Origin of the sequence: Streptomyces sp. NPDC057565 (assembly GCF_042801455.1) — a bacterium.
Taxonomy (GTDB): Bacteria; Actinomycetota; Actinomycetes; order Streptomycetales; family Streptomycetaceae; genus Streptomyces; species Streptomyces yanii.
On sequence record NZ_JBHVFU010000034.1, the window covers coordinates 46996 to 64911 of the forward strand.

19 protein-coding genes are annotated in these 17916 nt (G+C 69.9%); 8 read left to right on the plus strand and 11 right to left on the minus strand.

All coding sequences use genetic code 11. From position 1 onward, the window contains the following. Positions 1–5: 5 nt before the first annotated feature. Positions 6–530: an aromatic-ring-hydroxylating dioxygenase subunit beta gene (locus tag ACFU8W_RS35785; protein WP_345509510.1), complete on the minus strand. Its 525-nt coding sequence runs from the start codon at positions 528–530 to the stop codon at positions 6–8. Next, positions 527–1879, minus strand: coding sequence for an SRPBCC family protein (locus ACFU8W_RS35790; RefSeq protein ID WP_384046522.1), 1353 nt, complete (start codon positions 1877–1879; stop codon positions 527–529). The genes ACFU8W_RS35785 and ACFU8W_RS35790 overlap by 4 nt, the downstream gene beginning before the upstream one ends. A gap of 206 nt (positions 1880–2085) precedes the next feature. On the opposite strand from ACFU8W_RS35790, the gene fdxA (ACFU8W_RS35795) reads away from it, so the two are divergent. From fdxA (ACFU8W_RS35795) to ACFU8W_RS35805, 3 genes are all read left to right on the plus strand, one after another. Continuing rightward, positions 2086–2400 (plus strand): ferredoxin, encoded by a 315-nt coding sequence (fdxA, locus tag ACFU8W_RS35795; RefSeq protein WP_345509729.1) that lies wholly within the window; start codon positions 2086–2088, stop codon positions 2398–2400. Then, positions 2397–3395, plus strand: a complete 999-nt coding sequence (locus ACFU8W_RS35800; protein ID WP_384046525.1) for an NAD(P)/FAD-dependent oxidoreductase — start codon at positions 2397–2399, stop codon at positions 3393–3395. Before fdxA (ACFU8W_RS35795) ends, ACFU8W_RS35800 begins: the two co-directional genes overlap by 4 nt. A gap of 156 nt (positions 3396–3551) precedes the next feature. Next, positions 3552–4337 carry an IclR family transcriptional regulator gene (locus tag ACFU8W_RS35805; RefSeq protein ID WP_384046528.1) on the plus strand — a complete coding sequence of 262 codons (786 nt, stop codon included), beginning with the start codon at positions 3552–3554 and terminating at the stop codon, positions 4335–4337. 76 nt (positions 4338–4413) lie between these two features. Here ACFU8W_RS35805 and ACFU8W_RS35810 read toward each other — a convergent pair whose 3' ends face one another. Genes ACFU8W_RS35810 through ACFU8W_RS35825 form a run of 4 tightly spaced genes read right to left on the minus strand, consistent with a single transcriptional unit; the run spans position 4414 to position 7629 of the window. After that, the gene (locus tag ACFU8W_RS35810) at positions 4414–4770 is read right to left on the minus strand and encodes a cupin domain-containing protein (protein ID WP_384046531.1); all 357 of its coding nucleotides are present in this window, start codon (positions 4768–4770) and stop codon (positions 4414–4416) included. Next, the gene (locus ACFU8W_RS35815; protein WP_384046534.1) at positions 4767–5540 is read right to left on the minus strand and encodes an HpcH/HpaI aldolase/citrate lyase family protein; all 774 of its coding nucleotides are present in this window, start codon (positions 5538–5540) and stop codon (positions 4767–4769) included. Before ACFU8W_RS35815 ends, ACFU8W_RS35810 begins: the two co-directional genes overlap by 4 nt. A gap of 28 nt (positions 5541–5568) precedes the next feature. Continuing rightward, complete coding sequence (locus ACFU8W_RS35820) at positions 5569–6732, minus strand: amidohydrolase family protein (RefSeq protein WP_384046537.1); 1164 nt, start codon at positions 6730–6732, stop codon at positions 5569–5571. Positions 6733–6759: 27 nt separating this feature from the next. Further along, the gene (locus ACFU8W_RS35825) at positions 6760–7629 is read right to left on the minus strand and encodes a fumarylacetoacetate hydrolase family protein (protein WP_384046539.1); all 870 of its coding nucleotides are present in this window, start codon (positions 7627–7629) and stop codon (positions 6760–6762) included. A gap of 330 nt (positions 7630–7959) precedes the next feature. Here ACFU8W_RS35825 and ACFU8W_RS35830 point away from each other — a divergent pair, with 330 nt between their 5' ends. From ACFU8W_RS35830 to fdxA (ACFU8W_RS35850), 5 genes are all read left to right on the plus strand, one after another. Continuing rightward, on the plus strand, positions 7960–9057 hold the full coding sequence (locus ACFU8W_RS35830; protein WP_384046542.1) for a zinc-binding dehydrogenase: 1098 nt from the start codon (positions 7960–7962) through the stop codon (positions 9055–9057). Beyond that, positions 9054–10175: a methyltransferase gene (locus ACFU8W_RS35835; RefSeq protein WP_384046545.1), complete on the plus strand. Its 1122-nt coding sequence runs from the start codon at positions 9054–9056 to the stop codon at positions 10173–10175. Before ACFU8W_RS35830 ends, ACFU8W_RS35835 begins: the two co-directional genes overlap by 4 nt. Then, positions 10172–11575, plus strand: coding sequence for an amidohydrolase family protein (locus tag ACFU8W_RS35840; RefSeq protein ID WP_384046548.1), 1404 nt, complete (start codon positions 10172–10174; stop codon positions 11573–11575). Before ACFU8W_RS35835 ends, ACFU8W_RS35840 begins: the two co-directional genes overlap by 4 nt. A 78-nt stretch (positions 11576–11653) precedes the next feature. Next, positions 11654–12121: a VOC family protein gene (locus ACFU8W_RS35845; RefSeq protein ID WP_384046551.1), complete on the plus strand. Its 468-nt coding sequence runs from the start codon at positions 11654–11656 to the stop codon at positions 12119–12121. A gap of 160 nt (positions 12122–12281) precedes the next feature. Continuing rightward, positions 12282–12596: a ferredoxin gene (gene fdxA / locus ACFU8W_RS35850; protein ID WP_384046621.1), complete on the plus strand. Its 315-nt coding sequence runs from the start codon at positions 12282–12284 to the stop codon at positions 12594–12596. A gap of 100 nt (positions 12597–12696) precedes the next feature. Here fdxA (ACFU8W_RS35850) and ACFU8W_RS35855 read toward each other — a convergent pair whose 3' ends face one another. The 5 genes from ACFU8W_RS35855 to ACFU8W_RS35875 are packed head-to-tail and all read right to left on the minus strand — an operon-like array spanning position 12697 to position 17888. Then, positions 12697–13080 (minus strand): nuclear transport factor 2 family protein, encoded by a 384-nt coding sequence (locus tag ACFU8W_RS35855; RefSeq protein ID WP_384046554.1) that lies wholly within the window; start codon positions 13078–13080, stop codon positions 12697–12699. A 41-nt stretch (positions 13081–13121) separates the two neighbouring features. After that, a complete protein-coding gene (locus tag ACFU8W_RS35860; RefSeq protein WP_384046557.1) occupies positions 13122–14036 on the minus strand; it encodes an ABC transporter permease in 915 nt (304 codons plus the stop codon). Then, positions 14033–15211 (minus strand): ABC transporter permease, encoded by a 1179-nt coding sequence (locus tag ACFU8W_RS35865; RefSeq protein WP_384046560.1) that lies wholly within the window; start codon positions 15209–15211, stop codon positions 14033–14035. The genes ACFU8W_RS35860 and ACFU8W_RS35865 overlap by 4 nt, the downstream gene beginning before the upstream one ends. Then, a complete protein-coding gene (locus tag ACFU8W_RS35870; protein WP_384046562.1) occupies positions 15208–16764 on the minus strand; it encodes an ABC transporter ATP-binding protein in 1557 nt (518 codons plus the stop codon). Before ACFU8W_RS35870 ends, ACFU8W_RS35865 begins: the two co-directional genes overlap by 4 nt. Before the next feature lie 29 nt (positions 16765–16793). Then, positions 16794–17888 (minus strand): BMP family ABC transporter substrate-binding protein, encoded by a 1095-nt coding sequence (locus ACFU8W_RS35875; RefSeq protein WP_384046565.1) that lies wholly within the window; start codon positions 17886–17888, stop codon positions 16794–16796. Between the last annotated feature and the right edge of the window lie 28 nt (positions 17889–17916).

The following is a 17916-nucleotide window of genomic DNA, read 5'->3' on the forward strand; positions in this document are numbered from 1 at the left end:
GCCGGTCAGAGGATGAAGCTGAGTCGGGCGCCCGCCGCGAGCGACTCGTGACCGAGGACGGAACGCCGCAACCGGAAGCGGAGCCCGTCCTCGGTGGGCACCAGGAGGTGGTCGTACCACCCGACGTAGGCGTCGAAGTGCCCGTCGCGGGCGCGGTGCACCACGAAGGAGGCGGCCACCTTGAAGGAGTCCTCGGTGTCCTCGGAGAGCCGCACGTTGGACACCAGCCGGTGGGTGCGTGAGTGCGGGTTCTCGGCATGCGCCTTGCGGGACTTCAGGCGCTTGACCCGGGCGCGGAGCAGGTCCCAGTCGTCGTCGACGAACGATCCGCTCTCGTGCGGCGACCAGCCGGGCCGGTAGTCGGTGGTCGGGATCTCGAAGCGGGCGCCGGGCTCGAAGAGGGCGAGCCAGCCGTCGTAGTCCCAGCGGTCGAGGATGTCGGCCTCGGTGTAGAGGAAGTCCTCCACGTCCTGCCGGTTGACGGTGCGTCCCGCACACCACACGGAGCTGCGGTTGCCGATCGTCGTCATCGCACGTCCCTCCCCACCAGGAAGGAAGCCGGACGCTCGCCGTGGATCTCGATGCCGTCGTCGAGACCTATGGCGTCGATCCAGTGCCGCCAGAAGCCGCGCATCGCGCCCTCGTCGACCGACCGGCCCTGCGCTCCCTTGGCCTCGTCGGCCATGCCACGCGACATGTCACTGAAGTCCAGCTCGGGGATCCCGGTGCCCGCCGTGGCCTGGATGCCGCGCTGAACCGCCTCGTACGCCTCGATGTCGTCCGGTGTGGCGAGGCCGCCCGGGCCGACGAAGCTGACGACCGTCTTCATGCGCAGGGCGCGCGTCTCCGGGTCCTCGGCGCGAGGGACCAGTTGCCAGGCGCGCACATCGGTCTGGTCGGGGGCCACCGGCTCCAGTTGGCGGATCGACAGGCCCTCGATGTCGAACAGCAGCAGGTTCGGGAACACGAACAGGATGTGGCTCTCGTCGGCCACGTGGTGCGCCCGCTTCTCCCCCAGCCGCTGGGTCATCTCGGCCCGGTGGGCGTCGGTGCGGACCCGTTCGGCCTCGCCGAAGCGCGGTTCCCAGATCATGCTGATCCGCCCGCCGTGCCCGGTCAGGACCAGCAGACCGTGGCCGTTGCCGAGGTTGTACGCGTACTGGTTGTCGTCGGTGACGGCGTAACCGCTCTCCCGCAGGTAGCCCACGAACGTGTTGTGGGTCGGTGCGAAGTGGTACCCGTCCATCGCGTTCTCGACGGCGAGCTTCCAGTTGCCGCGCACGCTGTAGAGCTGCGTGCCGGGGAGTGTGGTCATGCCGCCGACGTGCTGCTGCTCGATCATCGTCAGGTAGTCGGCGGCGTCGCCGAGGTGTTCGAGCAGCGGCGGGACGTCGGGGTCGAAGGAGACGAAGACGAACCCCTCGTGGATCTCCAGGCGCGGCACGCCGCGCAGTCCCATGGAGGCCCGGAACTCGTCGCTCGACTCGTACGCGCCGGCGTCCGGGATGGCGGCGACCTCACCGTTGTTGCGGAACGTCCAGGCGTGGTAGAAGCACTGGAAGAGCTTGGTCGAGCCCTCGTTCTCGCGGCACAGCACGGTGCCGCGATGCGGGCAGGAGTTGAGGAACGCGTGCACCTCGCCGGCGGTGTCCCGGCAGAAGATCAGCGGTCGACCGCCCAGAGTGCGGACCTTGAAGTCGTTGGGGTTGGGTATCTCGGTCTCGTGCCCGAGGTAGAGCCAGGTGTGCATCCACACCCAGCCGCGTTCCCTGGCGAACAGTTCCGGGCTCCGGTACGCCTCGCGGTTGACCCGGAAGGTGAGCTGGTCCCAGTCTTCGACGATCATCGTTGCTGGTGCGGTCCGGGGATTGCTTCCCATGGGGAGTTTGCCTCTCACAAGTCCCGACCCGAGCGGCATTCCGTGAGACGCCGTCTCGTATGTCGCATTAGCCTCCCCCGGTGAGCTCGACGGTGTCAAGCATCCGTCACACGGTTGACACCCCGACCTGACGCCGCCATCATCCAATTTCGCATTGAGATACACCGTCTCGCATTCTGCACGATCGTGTGAAGGGCGACAAGCGCGTGCCGTACGTCATCACCGACGCCTGCGTCGACGTCATGGACAAGTCCTGCATGGAAGAGTGCCCGGCAGACTGCATCTACGAGGGCGACCGGATGCTCTACATCCAGCCCGACGAATGCGTCGAGTGCGGGCGCTGCGAACCCGTCTGCCCGCAGATCTCCATCTACCACCACGAAGACCTGCCCGCGCACAACAAGCACTTCGAGCAGGTCAACGCCGAGTTCTTCACCCTCGGCACCCCACCCCTCGGCTCCCCCGGCGGAGCCCGCAGAACAGGCCGCGTCGGCCACGACCACCCCGAGGTGGTGGCGTGAGCGGCCACGCGGCCACGGACACCGCCGCCGAGGTGTCCGTCGACCTGCTCATCGTGGGCGCCGGTCCGACCGGGCTGTACGGCGCGTACTACGCCGGCTTCCGCGGCATGAGCGTGGCGGTCGCCGACGCGCTGCCCGAGGTGGGTGGACAGATCGCCGCGCTCTATCCGGAGAAGCTCATCTACGACGTGGCCGGCTTCCCCGCCGTCCGCGGCCAGGAGCTGGTGGACCGGCTGGCCGAACAGGCCGACCGGTGGAACCCCACCTATCTGCTCGGACACGGGGTCACCGAGCTGGACGACACCGCCGAGGGCATCGTCGCCGTCACCGACACCGGTACGCGGATCACCGCGGGTGCGGTGCTCGTGTGCGGCGGCATCGGCAACTTCATCCCCCGCGAACTCCCGGTGGGCTCCGAGTACCTGGACCGGGGGCTGCGGTACTTCGTACCGCGTCTGGACGAACTCGGGGGACAGGACGTCGTGGTGGTCGGCGGTGGTGACTCCGCCCTCGACTGGGCGCTGTCCCTGGAACCCATCGCCTCGTCGGTGACACTGGTGCACCGGCGTGCCCGGTTCCGGGCCCATGAACGTACTGTCGAGCAGGTTCACGCCTCCTCGGTGCGGGTCCTCACTCCCTACGAGGTCGAGAAGATCCACGGCGACGGTGCGGTGTCGGAGGTCGTGGTCGCCACCTCGGACGGCGACCGGATCACTCTGCCCGCCCAGACCGTGGTGGCCGCGCTCGGCTTCATCGCCGACCTCGGCCCGATCGAGCGGTGGGGACTGGAACTGCGCCGTCGGCGCATCCTCGTCGACCGCACGATGCGATCGAGCCGGGAGCGGGTGTACGCGGCCGGTGACATCGCCGACCACGACGGCAAGGTCACCCTCATCTCGATCGGTTTCGGCGAGGCGGCTCTCGCCGTCAACCATGTCGCCGCCCTGCTGGACCCGGCCCGTTCGATCACGCCCGGGCACTCCTCCGACGCGTGAGTCCGCACACCGGACAACCGCCCGGGCACGCCGCGGCGCAGGGGCTCTCGCGCCCCCGCCCGCGCCGTTAGACTCCCCCTTACGACTACTCTATTCAATACGGCGTTTCATTTAGTGTCTTATGGCAAGCCAAGTGCGATTGGGAGCGATACGTTCATGCCCACAAAGGCGCAGGGCGGCACCGGCAAACAGGACGGCCCGGACAGGACCGCCCCGACGATCCAGACGGTGCAGCGTGCGGCCCTGATCCTCGGATCGTTCACGGTCGGCAAGCCGCACATGAGCCTCAACGAGATCACCGCGCGTCTCGGGGCGAGCAAGGCGACCGCGCACCGCTACACCAAGGCGCTGCGGGCGGCGAATCTACTCCGGTACGACGAGCGCACCTCGCTGTACTCCCTCGGTCCCCAGGTGCTCACGCTCGCCTCGGCGGCGCGGGCCGGACTGCCGATCGTGGCCGCCGCCGAGCCGTACATGAAGGATCTGGTCCGGCGTATCGACGAGACGATCGTACTGTCGGTCTGGGACGGCGAGTCGGCGACCGTGGTGCGCTCGGTGGACAACACCGACCACATGGTGCGCATCAGTGTCCGGGTCGGTTCGCGCCTGAACCTCACGTCCTCGGCACAGGGGCGCGTCTTCCTCGCGCTGCTGCCCCCGGAGCAGGTGCCGACCCTGCCGCGTTCCGTCCGCAACTCGGCCGAACTCACCGAGGAGCTGGAGGCCATCCGGCAGCACGGGTTGTCGGTCAACTCCCCCACGGTCAACGGAGTCCGCACCGTCGCGGCGCCGATCTTCGAGGGGGACAAGATCAGCGGGACGCTCGCGATCGTCGGCACCACGGCGACCGTGCCCGACGATGTCACGTCGCCGATGGCCCAGGCACTGCTGGAGACCGCCCGCGCGTTGTCGCAGCGGCTGGGCACCCCTGACAGCGGCTGACCGTCCTACGACGCTGAAGGCCCACCGCGGTCCGCGGTGGGCCTTCAGCCGTGGTCCGTGGCGGGCCGTCCGGCGCTCAGGGCAGCAGGTCGGCTCGCGGCGGGACGAAGAAGTCGATGTTCACGCAAGGGGCCTCGGTCGGCTCCACGTAGTGCTCGCTGCCTCGGGGAACGAGCAGGAACGAGCCGGCCCGCATGTCGTGCGCGACACCGTCCACGTAGTAGTTCGCGCGCCCCTCGGCGATATGGACCAGTTGGTCGAAGTCCTCGTGCCGGTGCGGGTTGAGTTCCATACCGACCTGCAGCTCGTGGTGACAGATCATCACTTCGTCCGTCGCGTAGACGCGGCGACGTACCCCGGGCCGCACCTGGGTCGCCGGCAGCTCGTCCCAGTTGACGACGGTGTTGACCAGCGCTGTGTTGCGTGTGCTCATCGAGCTTCCTCTCCTGCGGTCGCCCGTAGGCCGGCCGCCAGCATCTGCAGGTCCGAACCGACCACGAGGTAGCCGGCGTCATCGAGGCCCAGGTCCGCCGCGGCGGCCCGGGTCGGCGCCCAGCCTCCGAACGCCACCCCCGCGGAACGGGCGGCGTCGTTCACCCGGTTCACCGCGGCGCGCAGCACCGCCGGGTCCGTCGGCAGACCCAGGTCGACCGCGAGGTCGGTGCTGCCGACGAAACACACGTCGAGAGCGGCGACCAGCTCCGGCAGGGGGTCGGTCCGCGCGGTCTCGATCTGGCCCACGAGCACCGGCGGGTCGTCCTGCTCGGCGCGGAGAAACCCGCCCAGCGGGGCCGCGCCGAACCGGGCGGCCCGGTTGGCAAGGCTCACGGAGCGGCGGCCGGCCGGAGCGAACCGAGTGGCCGCCACGAGTGCCTGCGCCTGGGTGACGCGGGTGAGCATGGACAACTGGATCCCGGCCGCCCCGGCCTCCAGGAGCCGGTTGACGGCGGCGGCGTCCACCTCGGGCACCCGGACCAGGGCCGCCAGCCCGCACGCGTCCGCGTGGCGCACCAGGTCGACGGCGTTCCGCTCGCTGAGGGTGGAGTGTTCGAGGTCGACGACGATGAACGCGAACCCGGCCGTCGCGGCCAGTTCCACCACGTCGGGCGACGCCAGCTTGACGAAGGTCCCGACGGCGGGTTTCCCCGCCGTGAGGGCCGCTCGCAGTCGGCGCCGCAGCGGATGGGCGGAACCGGTGGTCATGAGAACCTCCCCTGGGCGTCCCAGTCGGTCAGGCCGACCGCAGTCCTCGCCACGGCACGATGTCGACCTCGGCGCCACCGTGCAGCACCACGGTCGGCTCCAGGCGCGGCGCGAGAATCGTGTTGCCCGCGGCGTCGGGCAGAGTGACTTCGTCGGTCTCGGTGACGACGGTGACATCGGCCCGCCCGCCGACCTCCAGGCGCCCGTAGCCCTCGGTGTCGAGCCCGAGCAGTCGCGCGGGCTCGACGGTGGCCCGCCGGATGCACTCCTCCAGCGGCGCGCCGAGCGCGACCAGCTTGGAGATGCTGGTGAGCAGGTCGAACACCGGGCCGCGCCAGTTGCGCGCACTGGTGTCGGAGCTGAGCACATCGGGCAGGAATCCGTCGGCGATCGCCCGGCGCGCCACCTCGAAGCTGAGGTTGCTCCTGCCGTGGGCGGAGTCGAACAGCACGCCGCGCTCACGGGCGGCGGTGACGGCGGGCTGCACGTGGTCACCGTCGAGGATTCCGTGCGGCTTGCCGGTGTAGCAGTGCGCCACGATGTCGCCGGGGCGCAGGTGGTCCAGGACGACGGGCAGCGGCTCCGCGGTCTCGCCGATGTGCAGCATCAGCGGCAGACCGGCCTGTTCGGCGAGCGCCACGGACTTCTTCAGCAGCGACTCCCAGTTCTCGCCGACGACGTCCTCGGAGAGACGGATCTTGAAGCCGCGCACGATGTCGGGGTGGGCCTCGGCGGTCGCGAGCGCGTCCTCGGGGACCAGGGTGTCGGGGTTCAGCAGCTCACCGAATCTGAAGTCGATCAGGCCGAGCACGGAGACGTTGAGGAAGTTGACGATGCGCAGCGGGTTGGGCTCGACCACCAGCTTGCGAAAGGCCGCGAAGGTCGAGGCGCCGGCCGTGCCGGCATCCGCCGCCGCGACCACGCCGCGGCGCAGATGGGCTTCCTCGGCGGGAGCGCCGACGGCGGAGACGTGCTGGAAGATGTGGGTGTGGCCCTCGACGAGGCCCGGCAGCACGGTGGAGCCGGTGACGTCGATGGTGCGGGCCGCGTCGGCCGCCAGGCCCTCGCCGATCGCGGCGATACGGTCACCGGTGACCGCCACGTCGAGCCGGGCGTTCGTGGCCGATGCCGGGTCTATGACGGTGCCGCCGGTCAGAACAAGGTCGTAGGACGGCGCAGAGGAGTGGGACATCGGTGTCTGCTCCAGGGTGAGGGGCGGTCAGCCGACCTGTTCGGTCGGCCGGTGGTCGCGCGGTGAGGCGTCCGAGGGACGCACGATGCGGGTGAAGAGGGGCAGCACGCCGTCCACCTCGACTCGTACCTCGTCGCCGTCGGCGAGGAAGCACGCGCGGTCCTGGCCGGTGCCGGCCGGGGTTCCGGTGAGGACGACATCGCCGGGTTCGAGCGCGGCGAACCACGACAGCCTGCTGAGCAGATCGGGGATCGGGAAAATCATCCCGGCGCTCGTGTCGTCCTGCAGGAGCTCGCCGTTGATCCGGGTCCGTACGCCGATGGCGTCGCGGTCCGCGAGATCGTCGGGAGTGCGCAGCGAGGGGCCCAGCGGTGTGAACCCCGGGTAGCTCTTGGCGAGGGCGGGGATGCCTGTGGTGCGCATGACATCACGGGCCGTCATGTCGTTGGCGGCGGTGATTCCGGCGACCGCGGGCCATACCTCCGATTCGCTCGCCCGGTACAGCCGGCGCCCCACGACGACCGCGATCTCCCCCTCGTAGTCGGGTTCGGTCGCGGCCCGTGGGATCACCACCTGAGCGCCGGGTGCCGACACTCCTGACGAGGCGGCCAGGTACAGGATCGGCTGCTCGGGCAGTCCCCGGCCGGTCCGGGCCGCCTTGGACACGTAGTTGAGTCCGACGCCCCACACCGCGCGGGGGCGGCCCAACAGTGCCGTGAGGGTGACCTCTTCGAGCGGGATGCGCCGACGCACCGGGCAGGAGGCCAGACAGTGCAGTGAGCCCTCCTGCTGAAGGACCGCTCCGACGTGCGGAAATGCAGTGTCCAACAGGGCAGCAGCCCCGTCCTCGATCCGGCCCAGGCCGGCCTGTGTCGTCACTACCTGCATGACAGGCATCTTTCAATGCGAGATGGCATCATGTCAAGCAATACGCAAGTGCGGACTGAAGGCATGCGAGGACTCCTGTCCGGACAGTGTTTGACGAGGTGTCGGAGGTACGCCGACCTGGACGGACGCCGGTACCGGGCTCGCCGGGTTCACGGCGACTCGGTGAGGAGCATTGACAACCCTCGACGGGCGCCATAGCGTTCCGGCCCACTTGGTCGATGGGCAACAAATCGGCCAGGGGGAGCGTTTTCGGCGCTCCGCGGAGACCGTTGCATGCCGACCAGGCGTGCAACGAGCTGGCCGGCAACAGAAGTCACACAGCCAGCGGAGGTCTCTCCCATGAAGGTTGTACTCCATCAGACACACGGCGGACCTGAGGTGCTCCAGGTCGCCGACGTCCCGGTGCCCGAACCGGGACCGGACGAGGTGCTCGTACGCGTCGCGGCCTGCGGCCTCAACCACCTCGATGTCCTGCAACGACGCGGGCCCGGGCTGATCCCCGGCTTCAAACTGCCGCACGTGAGCGGCATGGACATCGCGGGCACCGTCGCGGCGGTCGGCCCGGCGGGCAACGGGCAGGCGGGCAACGGGCGGGCGGGCAACGGGCGGGCGGGCAACGGGCAGGCGGGCAAGGCGGCCACGCTCGCCGAGGGCACGCGCGTCGTGGTGAACCCGGCCGTGCCGTGCAACCGTTGCGAGAACTGCGCCGCCGGAAAGGACGGCGGATGCCCGAGCGCGGGTGTCATCGGCGCCACCCTGGCCGGCGGCTACGCCGAGTACGTTCTCGTCCCGGCGGCCAATGTGCACCACGTGCCGGACGAGGTCGATCTGGTCGACGCGGCCGTCGTGCCGACGATCTGGATGACGGCCTGGCACGCGCTCATCGAGATCGGCAAGGTCCGCCTCGGCGAGACGGTGCTGATCCACGCGGCAGGCAGCGGTGTCAGCACCGCTTTGATCCAGTTGGCCAAGGCCGGCGGTGCCCGCGTGGTCACCACGGTCAGCTCGGACGCGAAGGCCGACTACGCACGCGCCCTGGGTGCCGACGTCGTGGTCAACTCGACGACCGGCGACGTCGTGGCGGCCGTGCGCGAGTTCACCGGTGGGCGGGGCGCCGACCTCGTACTCGATCATGTCGGCCCGGCCACGTGGAACACCGGCATCTACAGCCTCGCGCCGCGCGGGCGACTGGTTTTCCTCGGCAACACCACGGGCAACCGGGCCGAGTTCGACCTGGTCTACGCCTACCATTTCGGGCTGCGACTGCTCGGCTCGGACCCCTACGACCGCCGCGAGTTCGCCGCGATGCTCGACGCCTACTGGGCCTCGACGTTCCGTACCCCGGTCGACAGCGAGTTCCCGCTGACGGAGGCCGCGGCGGCACAGCAGCGGATGGAGTCGCGGCGGGCCACCGGCAAGATCGTGCTGCGCCCATGAACACGACGAGCGCCACCCCGGCCGGACCGGCTCCGGTATGGGACGTGATCAATGGTTTCACGTCCTACTGGGCGCTCTCGGCCGCGCTCGACCTCGGCCTGTTCGACGCCCTGGCGGAGCACGCCGATTCCGGGAAGGGCCTGGACGCCAAGCAGTTGGCGGCCTCGATCGGTGCGGCCGAGGACGCCCCGGTGACCGTGCTGGCCGAGACGCTCGTCGCACTCGACCTGCTCGCCGCCGTCGGGAGTCGCTTCCGGCTCACGCCCGTGGCCGAGCACTACCTGGTGTCGTCCGCGCCTGCCTCCATGGCCGCACTCGTACGGCACTCCCCCGGGCCGCCGGGAGCCTGGCCGGGCCTGGCCGAAACCGTCCGCACCGGCGCACCCGAGCCCGCCGTGACAGCCGACCTGACCGCGCTGTACCCGGCGCTCGTACGCGCCACCGGCCCGACCCAGGCCCGCGTGGCGAGCGCTGTCGCCGCCGAGTTGGAGCGCCGCGGGTGGTGGCCGAGGCAGCCGACGGTCGTGGACCTCGGCTGCGGCTCGGGGGCGTGGCTGACTGCACTGCTGCGTACCCGGCCGAGCGGCACGGTGATCGCGGTCGACCGGCCGAACGTGCTGCCGATCGCCGAGCAGGCGGCCAGGGAGGTCGGCCTGCGTGAGCGTGTGATCACCGTCGCCGGCGACTATCTGGAGGCCGATCTCCCGGTCGCCGCCGCCGATGTCGTCGTCCTGGCACATGTGCTGCGCGCCGAACCGGCCGAGCGTGCCCGGCGTTTGCTCGCCCGCGCGGTCGAACTGGCCGGTGCGGACGGGGTGGTCGTGGTCGTCGACTACACACGTCCCGACCCGGCCCGCACCCGACACGACGACAGCGGTGGCGAGGACCACGGTGACGACGGTGTCGGCGAGGACCGCGGCGCCGTCTGTGTCGCCGCGCGCCACGAACTGCTGTTGTCCCTGACGATGCTGGCCTCGACAGCGGGGCTCGGTGTCACGGTCGCGGACCTGCGCGCGTGGGCCGAAGCGGCCGACGCCGAGCTGGTCGACTCGTTCGAGCCGGTGCCGCGCCAGCACGTCCGCCTCATCCGCTCCCGCACCCCGGAGGCCACCTCGTGAATTCCCCGAACACCACGGCACCCGCCGACACCCTGATCGTCAACACCCACGTCGTGACCATGGACGACTCCCGCCGCGTGATCAGCGACGGAGCGGTAGCCATCCGGGGCGACCTGATCGTGGCCGTCGGCAAGACCGCCGACGTGACCGCCCAGTGGCACAGCGACACCGTCATCGCCGGTGAACGGTTCGTCGTCACCCCGGGGCTGATCAATACGCATGTGCACATCACCGGCGAACCGCTCACGCGCGGTTTCGTCCCGGACGACACCCCGTTCCTGGAGAACGTCTTCGAGTGGCTCACACCGATCCACACGTACTACACCGAGGAGGACGAGCACATCTCCGCCCAGCTCGCGGCGCTGGAGATGCTCAAGAGCGGCACCACCGCGTTCCTGGAGGCCGGCACGATCCGGTTCATCGACCCGGTCGTCGAGGCCCTCAGCGAGATCGGCATTCGCGCCCGCGTCGGACCGTGGGCATGGGATCTGGTCCCCACGCCGGAGGTGCTGCGCATGTCGACCGCACAAGCGATCACGCGCCTCGAAAACTCGATGGACCGGTACGCCTCAGTGGCCGACGGCCGTATCCAGGCATGGCCCATCATCATCGGCCACACCTGCTGCAGCGACGAGCTGTGGCGTGCGGCGAAGGCCCTGTCGATCGAGTACGGCACCGGGTTCAGCTTCCACATGTCGCCGGCGGCGATGGACCCCGAGGGGTTCCTCGCGTCGTACGGACAACGGCCGATGGTGCACCTCGACAAGCTCGGCGTGCTGGGCAACAACGTGATCCTGACCCACGCCGTCCACGTCGACGACGACGAGGTCGCGCTGCTCGCCCGCACCGGGACGAGCGTGTCGCACTGCCCGACCACGGCGCTGAAGGTGTCGTACGGCGTGACCCAGATCGGCAAGTTCCCCGAGATGGTGGAAGCCGGTGTCAATGTAGCGATCGGCACCGACGGCAACAACGCCTCGAACTACCACGACCTGATGCGCGCGACCTACCTCGTCGCCGGTCTGTTCAAGGACGCCCGGCGTGACGCCACGATCTTCCCGGCCGAGGACGCGTTCGCGATGGCCACCCGCAACGGCGCCCGCGGACTCCAGGCCGAGCACGAGATCGGCTCGATCGAGACGGGCAAGAAGGCCGACCTGGTGCTGCACGACACCAACCGGCCGGAGTGGCGGCCACTGCACAACGTCGCCAACCAGCTCGTGTGGTCGGCCGACGGGCGGGGTGTGCACACCGTGTTCGTCGACGGGCGGCGCGTCGTCGACAACTACCGCTGCACGACGATCGACGAGGACGACCTCCTGCGCCGCGCCCAGACCGCCGGTGAGGGCATCGTGGCCCGCTCCGGCCTGCCCGACCGGGCCAAGTGGCCCACCGTCTGACCGCACGGCCGCGCGTCGCGGTCGCGCCGAACGACACGAACGACACGAACGACAGGAACGAATGAGGAGAGCAGAACCATGGCAGAACTGACCGAAGCCCGCTGGACCCATGTCGCCATCCCGGTCAGCGACCTGGACCAATCGATCGAGTTCTACGAGCGCATCACCCCGTTGGTGCTGGTCACCAGGAACGACGACGACAACGGGCGCAGCGCCTGGCTGTCGAACAAGGGCCAGGTCGACTCGGCGTTCGTCCTTGTCCTCGCCGAGTTCTTTCCCGAGGTCGGGGCGCGCTTCGGCATCGAGCCGGGCAAGAAGGTGCCGACGCTGGCGCCGTTCGCGCACATCGGTATCGAGCTGCCCCACCGCGAGGACGTGGACGAGGTCGCGGCGAAAGCACGCGAGACGGGCAACCTGCGGTGGGAGCCGATGGACATGGCCGCCCACATCGGGTACATCTGCGCCGTGAACGACCCCGACGGCAACACCATCGAGTTCTCGCACAACCAGAAGGTGTTCTCGACCATCCAGGAGCTGTGGGGCTGAGCATCAGCAGTTCCGGGGCCGAGCCGGGAGCCGGCCGCACGCTCCTCGGCCGACCCGCTGGTCATCGGCGGTGGCGTCGGCGATCGGGTCGGCCGAGAGCCCGCGGTGCCGGCGCCGCCATCATCCTGTTCCGCACGATCGTGTGAAGGGCGACAAGCGCGTGCCGTACGTCATCACCGACGCCTGCGTCGACGTCATGGACAAGTCCTGCATGGAAGAGTGCCCGGCAGACTGCATCTACGAGGGCGACCGGATGCTCTACATCCAGCCCGACGAATGCGTCGAGTGCGGGCGCTGCGAACCCGTCTGCCCGCAGATCTCCATCTACCACCACGAAGACCTGCCCGCGCACAACAAGCACTTCGAGCAGGTCAACGCCGAGTTCTTCACCCTCGGCACCCCACCCCTCGGCTCCCCCGGCGGAGCCCGCAAAACAGGCCGCGTCGGCCACGACCACCCCCACCTGGGAGCGTGACCGCCACGCGACCACGGACATCTCGGACCCCGGCCGCAGCAGTTGCGGGCCGGGGTCGCGGTGTGTGCGCCTGCCCTCGCCGGTGTCTTCCCGAGGGGTGTCATGCCAGTTGGCGCCGCACCTCGCCGCTGTCCCAGTAGTCCGTGCGGCGCGTGATGAGACCACCCGCGACGGTGAACACGAAGACCCCGCGGACGCGCACGGGGCGGTCGCCGACCGAGCGCATCCGGAACGTCATGACGTACGGCACCGCAGCCGACTCGCCGTCGACGAGGAGTCTCTCGGGCACATAGCGCAGGTCTGCGAAGTTCTCCAGGAACCCGGTCAGGGCCGCGCGGTACTCTGCGCGGCCCTTGCGGCTCCGGCCCATCGACGAGGTGTGTTCGTTGACGAAGTCCTCGGCCACACAGGCCGCCACGGCGTCGGCGTCGTGCGCGTTCAGCGCGGCCAGGTACGCCTCGACCGTGGCGCGGGTGTCGTTCACAGTCGGCCTCCCCGTTTCGCCCGTACGGCGTCCACGTACCGTCATGTCGAGCCGCGCTCGAAGGGCCGGCCGAGTGCGGCGGGTTCTCGGTGCTGGGTGGCGAACAGCAGCATGGCGAGAAGCGCGAGCAGATACGGGGCCGCGACGAGGAGCTGGGCGTTGAGCGTGACACCGAGCGCGGGGAGCGCCAGGCGCATCGCGTCGGAGAGGCCGAACACCAGGCAGCCGAGCAGGGTACGGCCGAGCCGCCACGCCCCGAAGATCACCGCGGCGATGACGATGTACCCGCGTCCGGCGGTCATGTTCTGGTTGAACGATCCGACCTCGCCGACCGCGAGGTAGGCGCCCCCGAGACCGGCGAGTGCGCCGCACCACAACAGGGCCTGCCGGCGCCGCACACCGACTTTGATACCCGTGACATCGGCGGCCTGCGGGTTCTCCCCCACCGCCCGCAGCTCCAGGCCCCAGCGGCTGCGGTCCACCAGCCACCAGGTGAGCGGCACCAGCAGGATCAGCAGGTAGGCGGGCCAGCGTCCGGAGAACAGCGCGTGGCCGATGAGCGGGATGTCCTTCAGCAGCGGGATCGACAGCACCCCCACCTGGTGCGAGGCGAACTGCTGGGTGGTGATCAGGTAGCTGGTGAGTCCGAGCACCAGCGCGTTCAGCACGAGGCCGACGACGAAGGTGTTGATCTGGGCACGGTGGGAGAGGTTGCCGTGTACGAAGCCGATGACGAGGCCGGTCACCACGCCGACCGCGAGACCGGCGGTGGCGCTGCCGGTCGCACTCGCGGTGGCGATGGAGGTGAACGCGGCGCCGAGCATCATCGCCTCGACGGAGATGTTCATCGCTCCGGCGCGCTGGGCCAGGTACTCGCCACAGGCGGCGAACGCCAGCGGCACGGTCAGCCGGACACCGCTCGCCAGAATGGTCGTGGTGTTGTCCAGAACGCTCACACGGCCGCCTTCATCTTGGTCGGGACAGCGGGCAGGGGGAACGGCGTCGGCGATGTGGCACCGCGCCGTCTGCGGAGGAGGCCGACGAGGAGGGGCGGTGCGACGAACGCGAGGACGAGCAACGCCTTGACGATGTCGACGAGGTAGTACGGCACCCCGGTGGCCGAGAGGAAGTCCCCGCCCGCCCGCAGTACAGCGAACCCGAACGACACCGGTATCGCGATCAGGGGCCGGTTGCGTGCGACGAGCGCGACGAGCAGGCCGTCCCAGCCGACGTTGTCCGAGAGCCCGGCCTGCAGCCGGTTGGGGCTGACAGGGCTGGCCAGCAGCAGCCCTCCCGCCAGCCCCGCGAAGGCGCCCGACAGTGCCAGGGTGAAGCCGCCGAGCGCGGCCACCCGGACTCCGGTGTGCTGGGCCGTCAGCGGATTCAGTCCCACCATGCGTACCCGGAAGCCCCACCGGCTGCGGCTCAGCACCAGCGCGACACCGACCGCGGCGACGAGCGCGAGGAACAGTCCTGCGTTCAACTGCACCGAGGGGTACTGCCCGAGGCCGCCGAGCAGGGCGTCGGCCGGCAGGGGGTTGGACTGCGCGTCGGCGATGCCCGAGGAGCCCTGGGCGCTCTCCTGGAGCCACGGGGTGCTGACCGCGAAGGTGACGAGCTGGATGGCGAGGAATGTCATCAGCAAGGTGCTCACCACGACGTTGACACCGCGGAAGCGGTACATCAGCGCGCTGAGCGCGGCCCAGAGGCCACCGCCGACCGCTGCGGCGGCCATCACCACGACCACCAGCATCGGGCCGGGCAGGGCCAGCCGCAGCCCGACCCAGGCGCCGAACAGACCGCCGATGAGCACCTGTCCTTCCTGTCCGATGTTGAAGGTGCCGGCGGAGGCACAGATGGCAGCGCCGACCGCCACCAGCAGCAGCGGCGCGGCGTTGAGCAGCGTCGTCGTCCAGCCGGTCGTGTTGGCCAGACTTCCGGTCCAGATGGCGGACAGCGAGGCACTCGGCGAGGCACCGGTCAGGGTGAGCAGGAGCGCGGACACGCCCAGGGCGACGGCGATGAGCACGACGGTGAGACTCGCGGTCAGCCAGCCGTCGCGGCCGCCTCGGAGATGGGCGAGGACGCGCCGGCCGAGATCGTCCGGCGCCATCGTCGGGGCGGCTCTCATGCTGCCTCACCGCCCACCAGCATGCCGAGGCGTTCGGGGGTCGCCTCGGAGACGGGGAGCGCTCCGCTGATCCGCCCGGAGGAGATCACCGCGATCCAGGATGCAAGGGCCATGACTTCCTCGAGTTCGGTGGAGATGAGCAGCACTCCGACGCCTTCGTCGGCCGCTCTGCGCAGCCGGGCGTACATGTCCTCGATGGCACCGACGTCAAGCCCGTGGGTGGGCTGCGCGGCCACCAGGACCCTGGTGTCGCCGGACAGTTCCCGGGCGAGGACGACCCGCTGCTGGTTGCCGCCGGAGAGGCTGCGCACCGGCGCGTCCAGCGACGGCGTGACGATGTTGAACTCGTCCGCGAGACGGCGGGCCTGGGCGAGCGTCGCGCGCCGCCGCAGCAGGAACCGGCCGCTGACCTCGTCCAACGACTTCATCGTCAGGTTCTCGGCGACGCTCATGTCAAGGACGACGCCGCTGTGGTGCCGGTCCTCCGGCACGATGCCGAGACCGGCCTTGGACAACGCGCCGGGCCGGGTGACATCGACGGGGTTCCCGGCGACCTCGATGGTGCCTGCGGTCGGCGCGACCAGCCCGGCGAGGACGTCGCCGAGGATCGACTGGCCGTTGCCCTCCACGCCGTAGAGGCCCACGATCTCGCCCGCGCCCACGGTCAGATCGACGGAGCCGAGAACCTCGACCCCGCCCTGTACGACGGTGAGTCCGGCGAGGCGCAGCACGGCCTGCTGCCGGTCGTGCGCCCCGTCGTGGCCGGCGCGCGTCTGCTGCACCGGCAGCAGGCCGAGGGCCGCGCCCTCCTCGCCCAGTGACACCTCACGGCCCACCATCTGCCGGGCGAGCAGTTGTGGAGTGGTGTCGGACGTGACCGCCCGGAAGGCGACACGGCCCTTGCGCAGGACTGTCACCCGGTCCGTGGCCTGGGCGATCTCGGCGAGTTTGTGGCTGATGAGGATCACGGCGCGGCCCTCGTTCGCCACCACGCGGTCGAGCACGGCGAACAGTTCCTGCGATTCGGCCTGGGTCAGCACCGAGGTCGGCTCGTCCAGAATCAGGATCTGCGGGTCGCGCCGCAGGCACTTGACCAGCTCGACCCGCTGCCGTTCTCCGGCCGAGAGCGTGTCGACGCGCGCCTCGGGGTCGACGGGCAGACCGTATCGCGCGGAGACCTCGGCGATGCCGTCGCAGACGGCCTGCTTGTTCACCTTGCCGGTGTCGCCCAGCGCCACGTTCTCCCACACGGTCAGGCCGTTGATGAGGCTGAAGTGCTGGTGCACCATGCCGATGCCCAGTTCGGCCGCTTCCTGCGGGCTGTCCAGCGCGACCTCCTCGCCGCGTACCAGGACGGTGCCGGTGTCGCGCCGGGCCAGCCCGAGCAGGACCTTCATGAGGCTGGACTTGCCTGCCCCGTTCTCACCCAGGAGTCCGTGGATCTCGCCGGTGTCGACTCTGAGGTCCACGGCGTCGCAGGCCGTGACGGGTCCGTAGGATTTGGTGATGCCGCGCAGTTCGAGGATCGGAACCGCTGAGGTCGTCGGTGTCATCGCTGATCTTCCTCGTGGGTGTCGGCATGTCAGCCGAGGCGCTCGACCTCGGCCACCGGGTCGATCTCCTTGCTGCCGATCTTCTTGATGAACTCCGCGAGTTGCTGGTCCTCGGCGCCCTGTCCGTCGCAGATCTTGACGGTCGGGTAGGGGTCGACGCCCAGTTGCCACGCGCGTGTCGTGCCCATCTTCAGGTTGTCCTTGGCGAACTCCTCCAGCGCGGCGCGGAAGTAGTCGCCCGGGCTGAACATCACCGAGATGTCGAACTTGGGGCTGTTCGAGTCGCACCGGTCGGTGCCCGGGGTGAGGGTCAGCGCGCCGCCCGCGTTCGCGAGGTTCGCGGAGGCGTCGGTGGCGCCGCCGAGGTAGGGGTAGATGACCTTGACGCCCTGGCTGAGCTGCGCCTGGGTGGCCTCCTTGGCCTTCGCCGAGTCGTTGAAGTCGCCTGTGTAGGTGGTGGTCAGGGTGGCCTTCGGCACGACCTCCCGGATCCCGGCCAGGAAGGCCGTGGAGGCGGCGACGCTGAAGTCGGCCTTCAGGCCGGTGATGAACCCCGCCTTGGTGTGGCCGGCCGCCTTCATCTTCAGGCCTGCGGCGTAGCCGGCGACGAGCATGGACTGGTTGGGGTCGTCGGTGGACAGCACGATGCGCGGGGTCTGGTCGATGTTTCCCTGCATCGGCACATACCAGGCGGACTTGGCGCAGACCGGCTCCTCCGAGGCGGGGATGGCGGTCTTCAGCTCACTCGCGCCGAGCGCAACCAGGTCGACCTGCTGCTGGCACAGCGCGCGTGCCGCGGTGAGCGCGTCGCTCGGGGGCACGCTGCCGCGCTTGACGACCGTCCAGCCCTTCTCCTTGGCGTAGGCGTCCGCCGAGTCGACGAAGCTCTGGTAGTAGCCGCGGTCGTTGATGTCGCCAGGGCTGAGGACACCGATGACGACTTTGCCGTCGCCGTTGACATCGGGCCCTTTGAGCCCGGAGCCGCTGTCGCTGCCGCCGCTCGCCCCAGGGGTGGCCTTGGGCGCCGTCGCCGCGTTGTCGGCGCAGGCGGACAGCGCGAGGGCACCCGCGAGGGCGAGGCCGGCCGCGGCCACACGGCGCCGGAACATGCTGTGTGAAGTCATGTGCGTGGGTCCATTCACTGGGTGTCAC

Excerpts from the sequence above, each read along its gene's own strand:
- ACFU8W_RS35785 (WP_345509510.1), bottom strand. The coding sequence starts at position 530 with ATGACGACGATCGGCAACCGCAGCTCCGTGTGGTGTGCGGGACGCACC.
- ACFU8W_RS35790 (WP_384046522.1), bottom strand. The coding sequence starts at position 1,879 with ATGGGAAGCAATCCCCGGACCGCACCAGCAACGATGATCGTCGAAGAC.
- ACFU8W_RS35805 (WP_384046528.1), top strand. The coding sequence starts at position 3,552 with ATGCCCACAAAGGCGCAGGGCGGCACCGGCAAACAGGACGGCCCGGAC.
- ACFU8W_RS35810 (WP_384046531.1), bottom strand. The coding sequence starts at position 4,770 with ATGAGCACACGCAACACAGCGCTGGTCAACACCGTCGTCAACTGGGAC.
- ACFU8W_RS35815 (WP_384046534.1), bottom strand. The coding sequence starts at position 5,540 with ATGACCACCGGTTCCGCCCATCCGCTGCGGCGCCGACTGCGAGCGGCC.
- ACFU8W_RS35820 (WP_384046537.1), bottom strand. The coding sequence starts at position 6,732 with ATGTCCCACTCCTCTGCGCCGTCCTACGACCTTGTTCTGACCGGCGGC.
- ACFU8W_RS35825 (WP_384046539.1), bottom strand. The coding sequence starts at position 7,629 with ATGCCTGTCATGCAGGTAGTGACGACACAGGCCGGCCTGGGCCGGATC.
- ACFU8W_RS35830 (WP_384046542.1), top strand. The coding sequence starts at position 7,960 with ATGAAGGTTGTACTCCATCAGACACACGGCGGACCTGAGGTGCTCCAG.
- ACFU8W_RS35835 (WP_384046545.1), top strand. The coding sequence starts at position 9,054 with ATGAACACGACGAGCGCCACCCCGGCCGGACCGGCTCCGGTATGGGAC.
- ACFU8W_RS35845 (WP_384046551.1), top strand. The coding sequence starts at position 11,654 with ATGGCAGAACTGACCGAAGCCCGCTGGACCCATGTCGCCATCCCGGTC.
- ACFU8W_RS35865 (WP_384046560.1), bottom strand. The coding sequence starts at position 15,211 with ATGAGAGCCGCCCCGACGATGGCGCCGGACGATCTCGGCCGGCGCGTC.
- ACFU8W_RS35870 (WP_384046562.1), bottom strand. The coding sequence starts at position 16,764 with ATGACACCGACGACCTCAGCGGTTCCGATCCTCGAACTGCGCGGCATC.
- ACFU8W_RS35875 (WP_384046565.1), bottom strand. The coding sequence starts at position 17,888 with ATGACTTCACACAGCATGTTCCGGCGCCGTGTGGCCGCGGCCGGCCTC.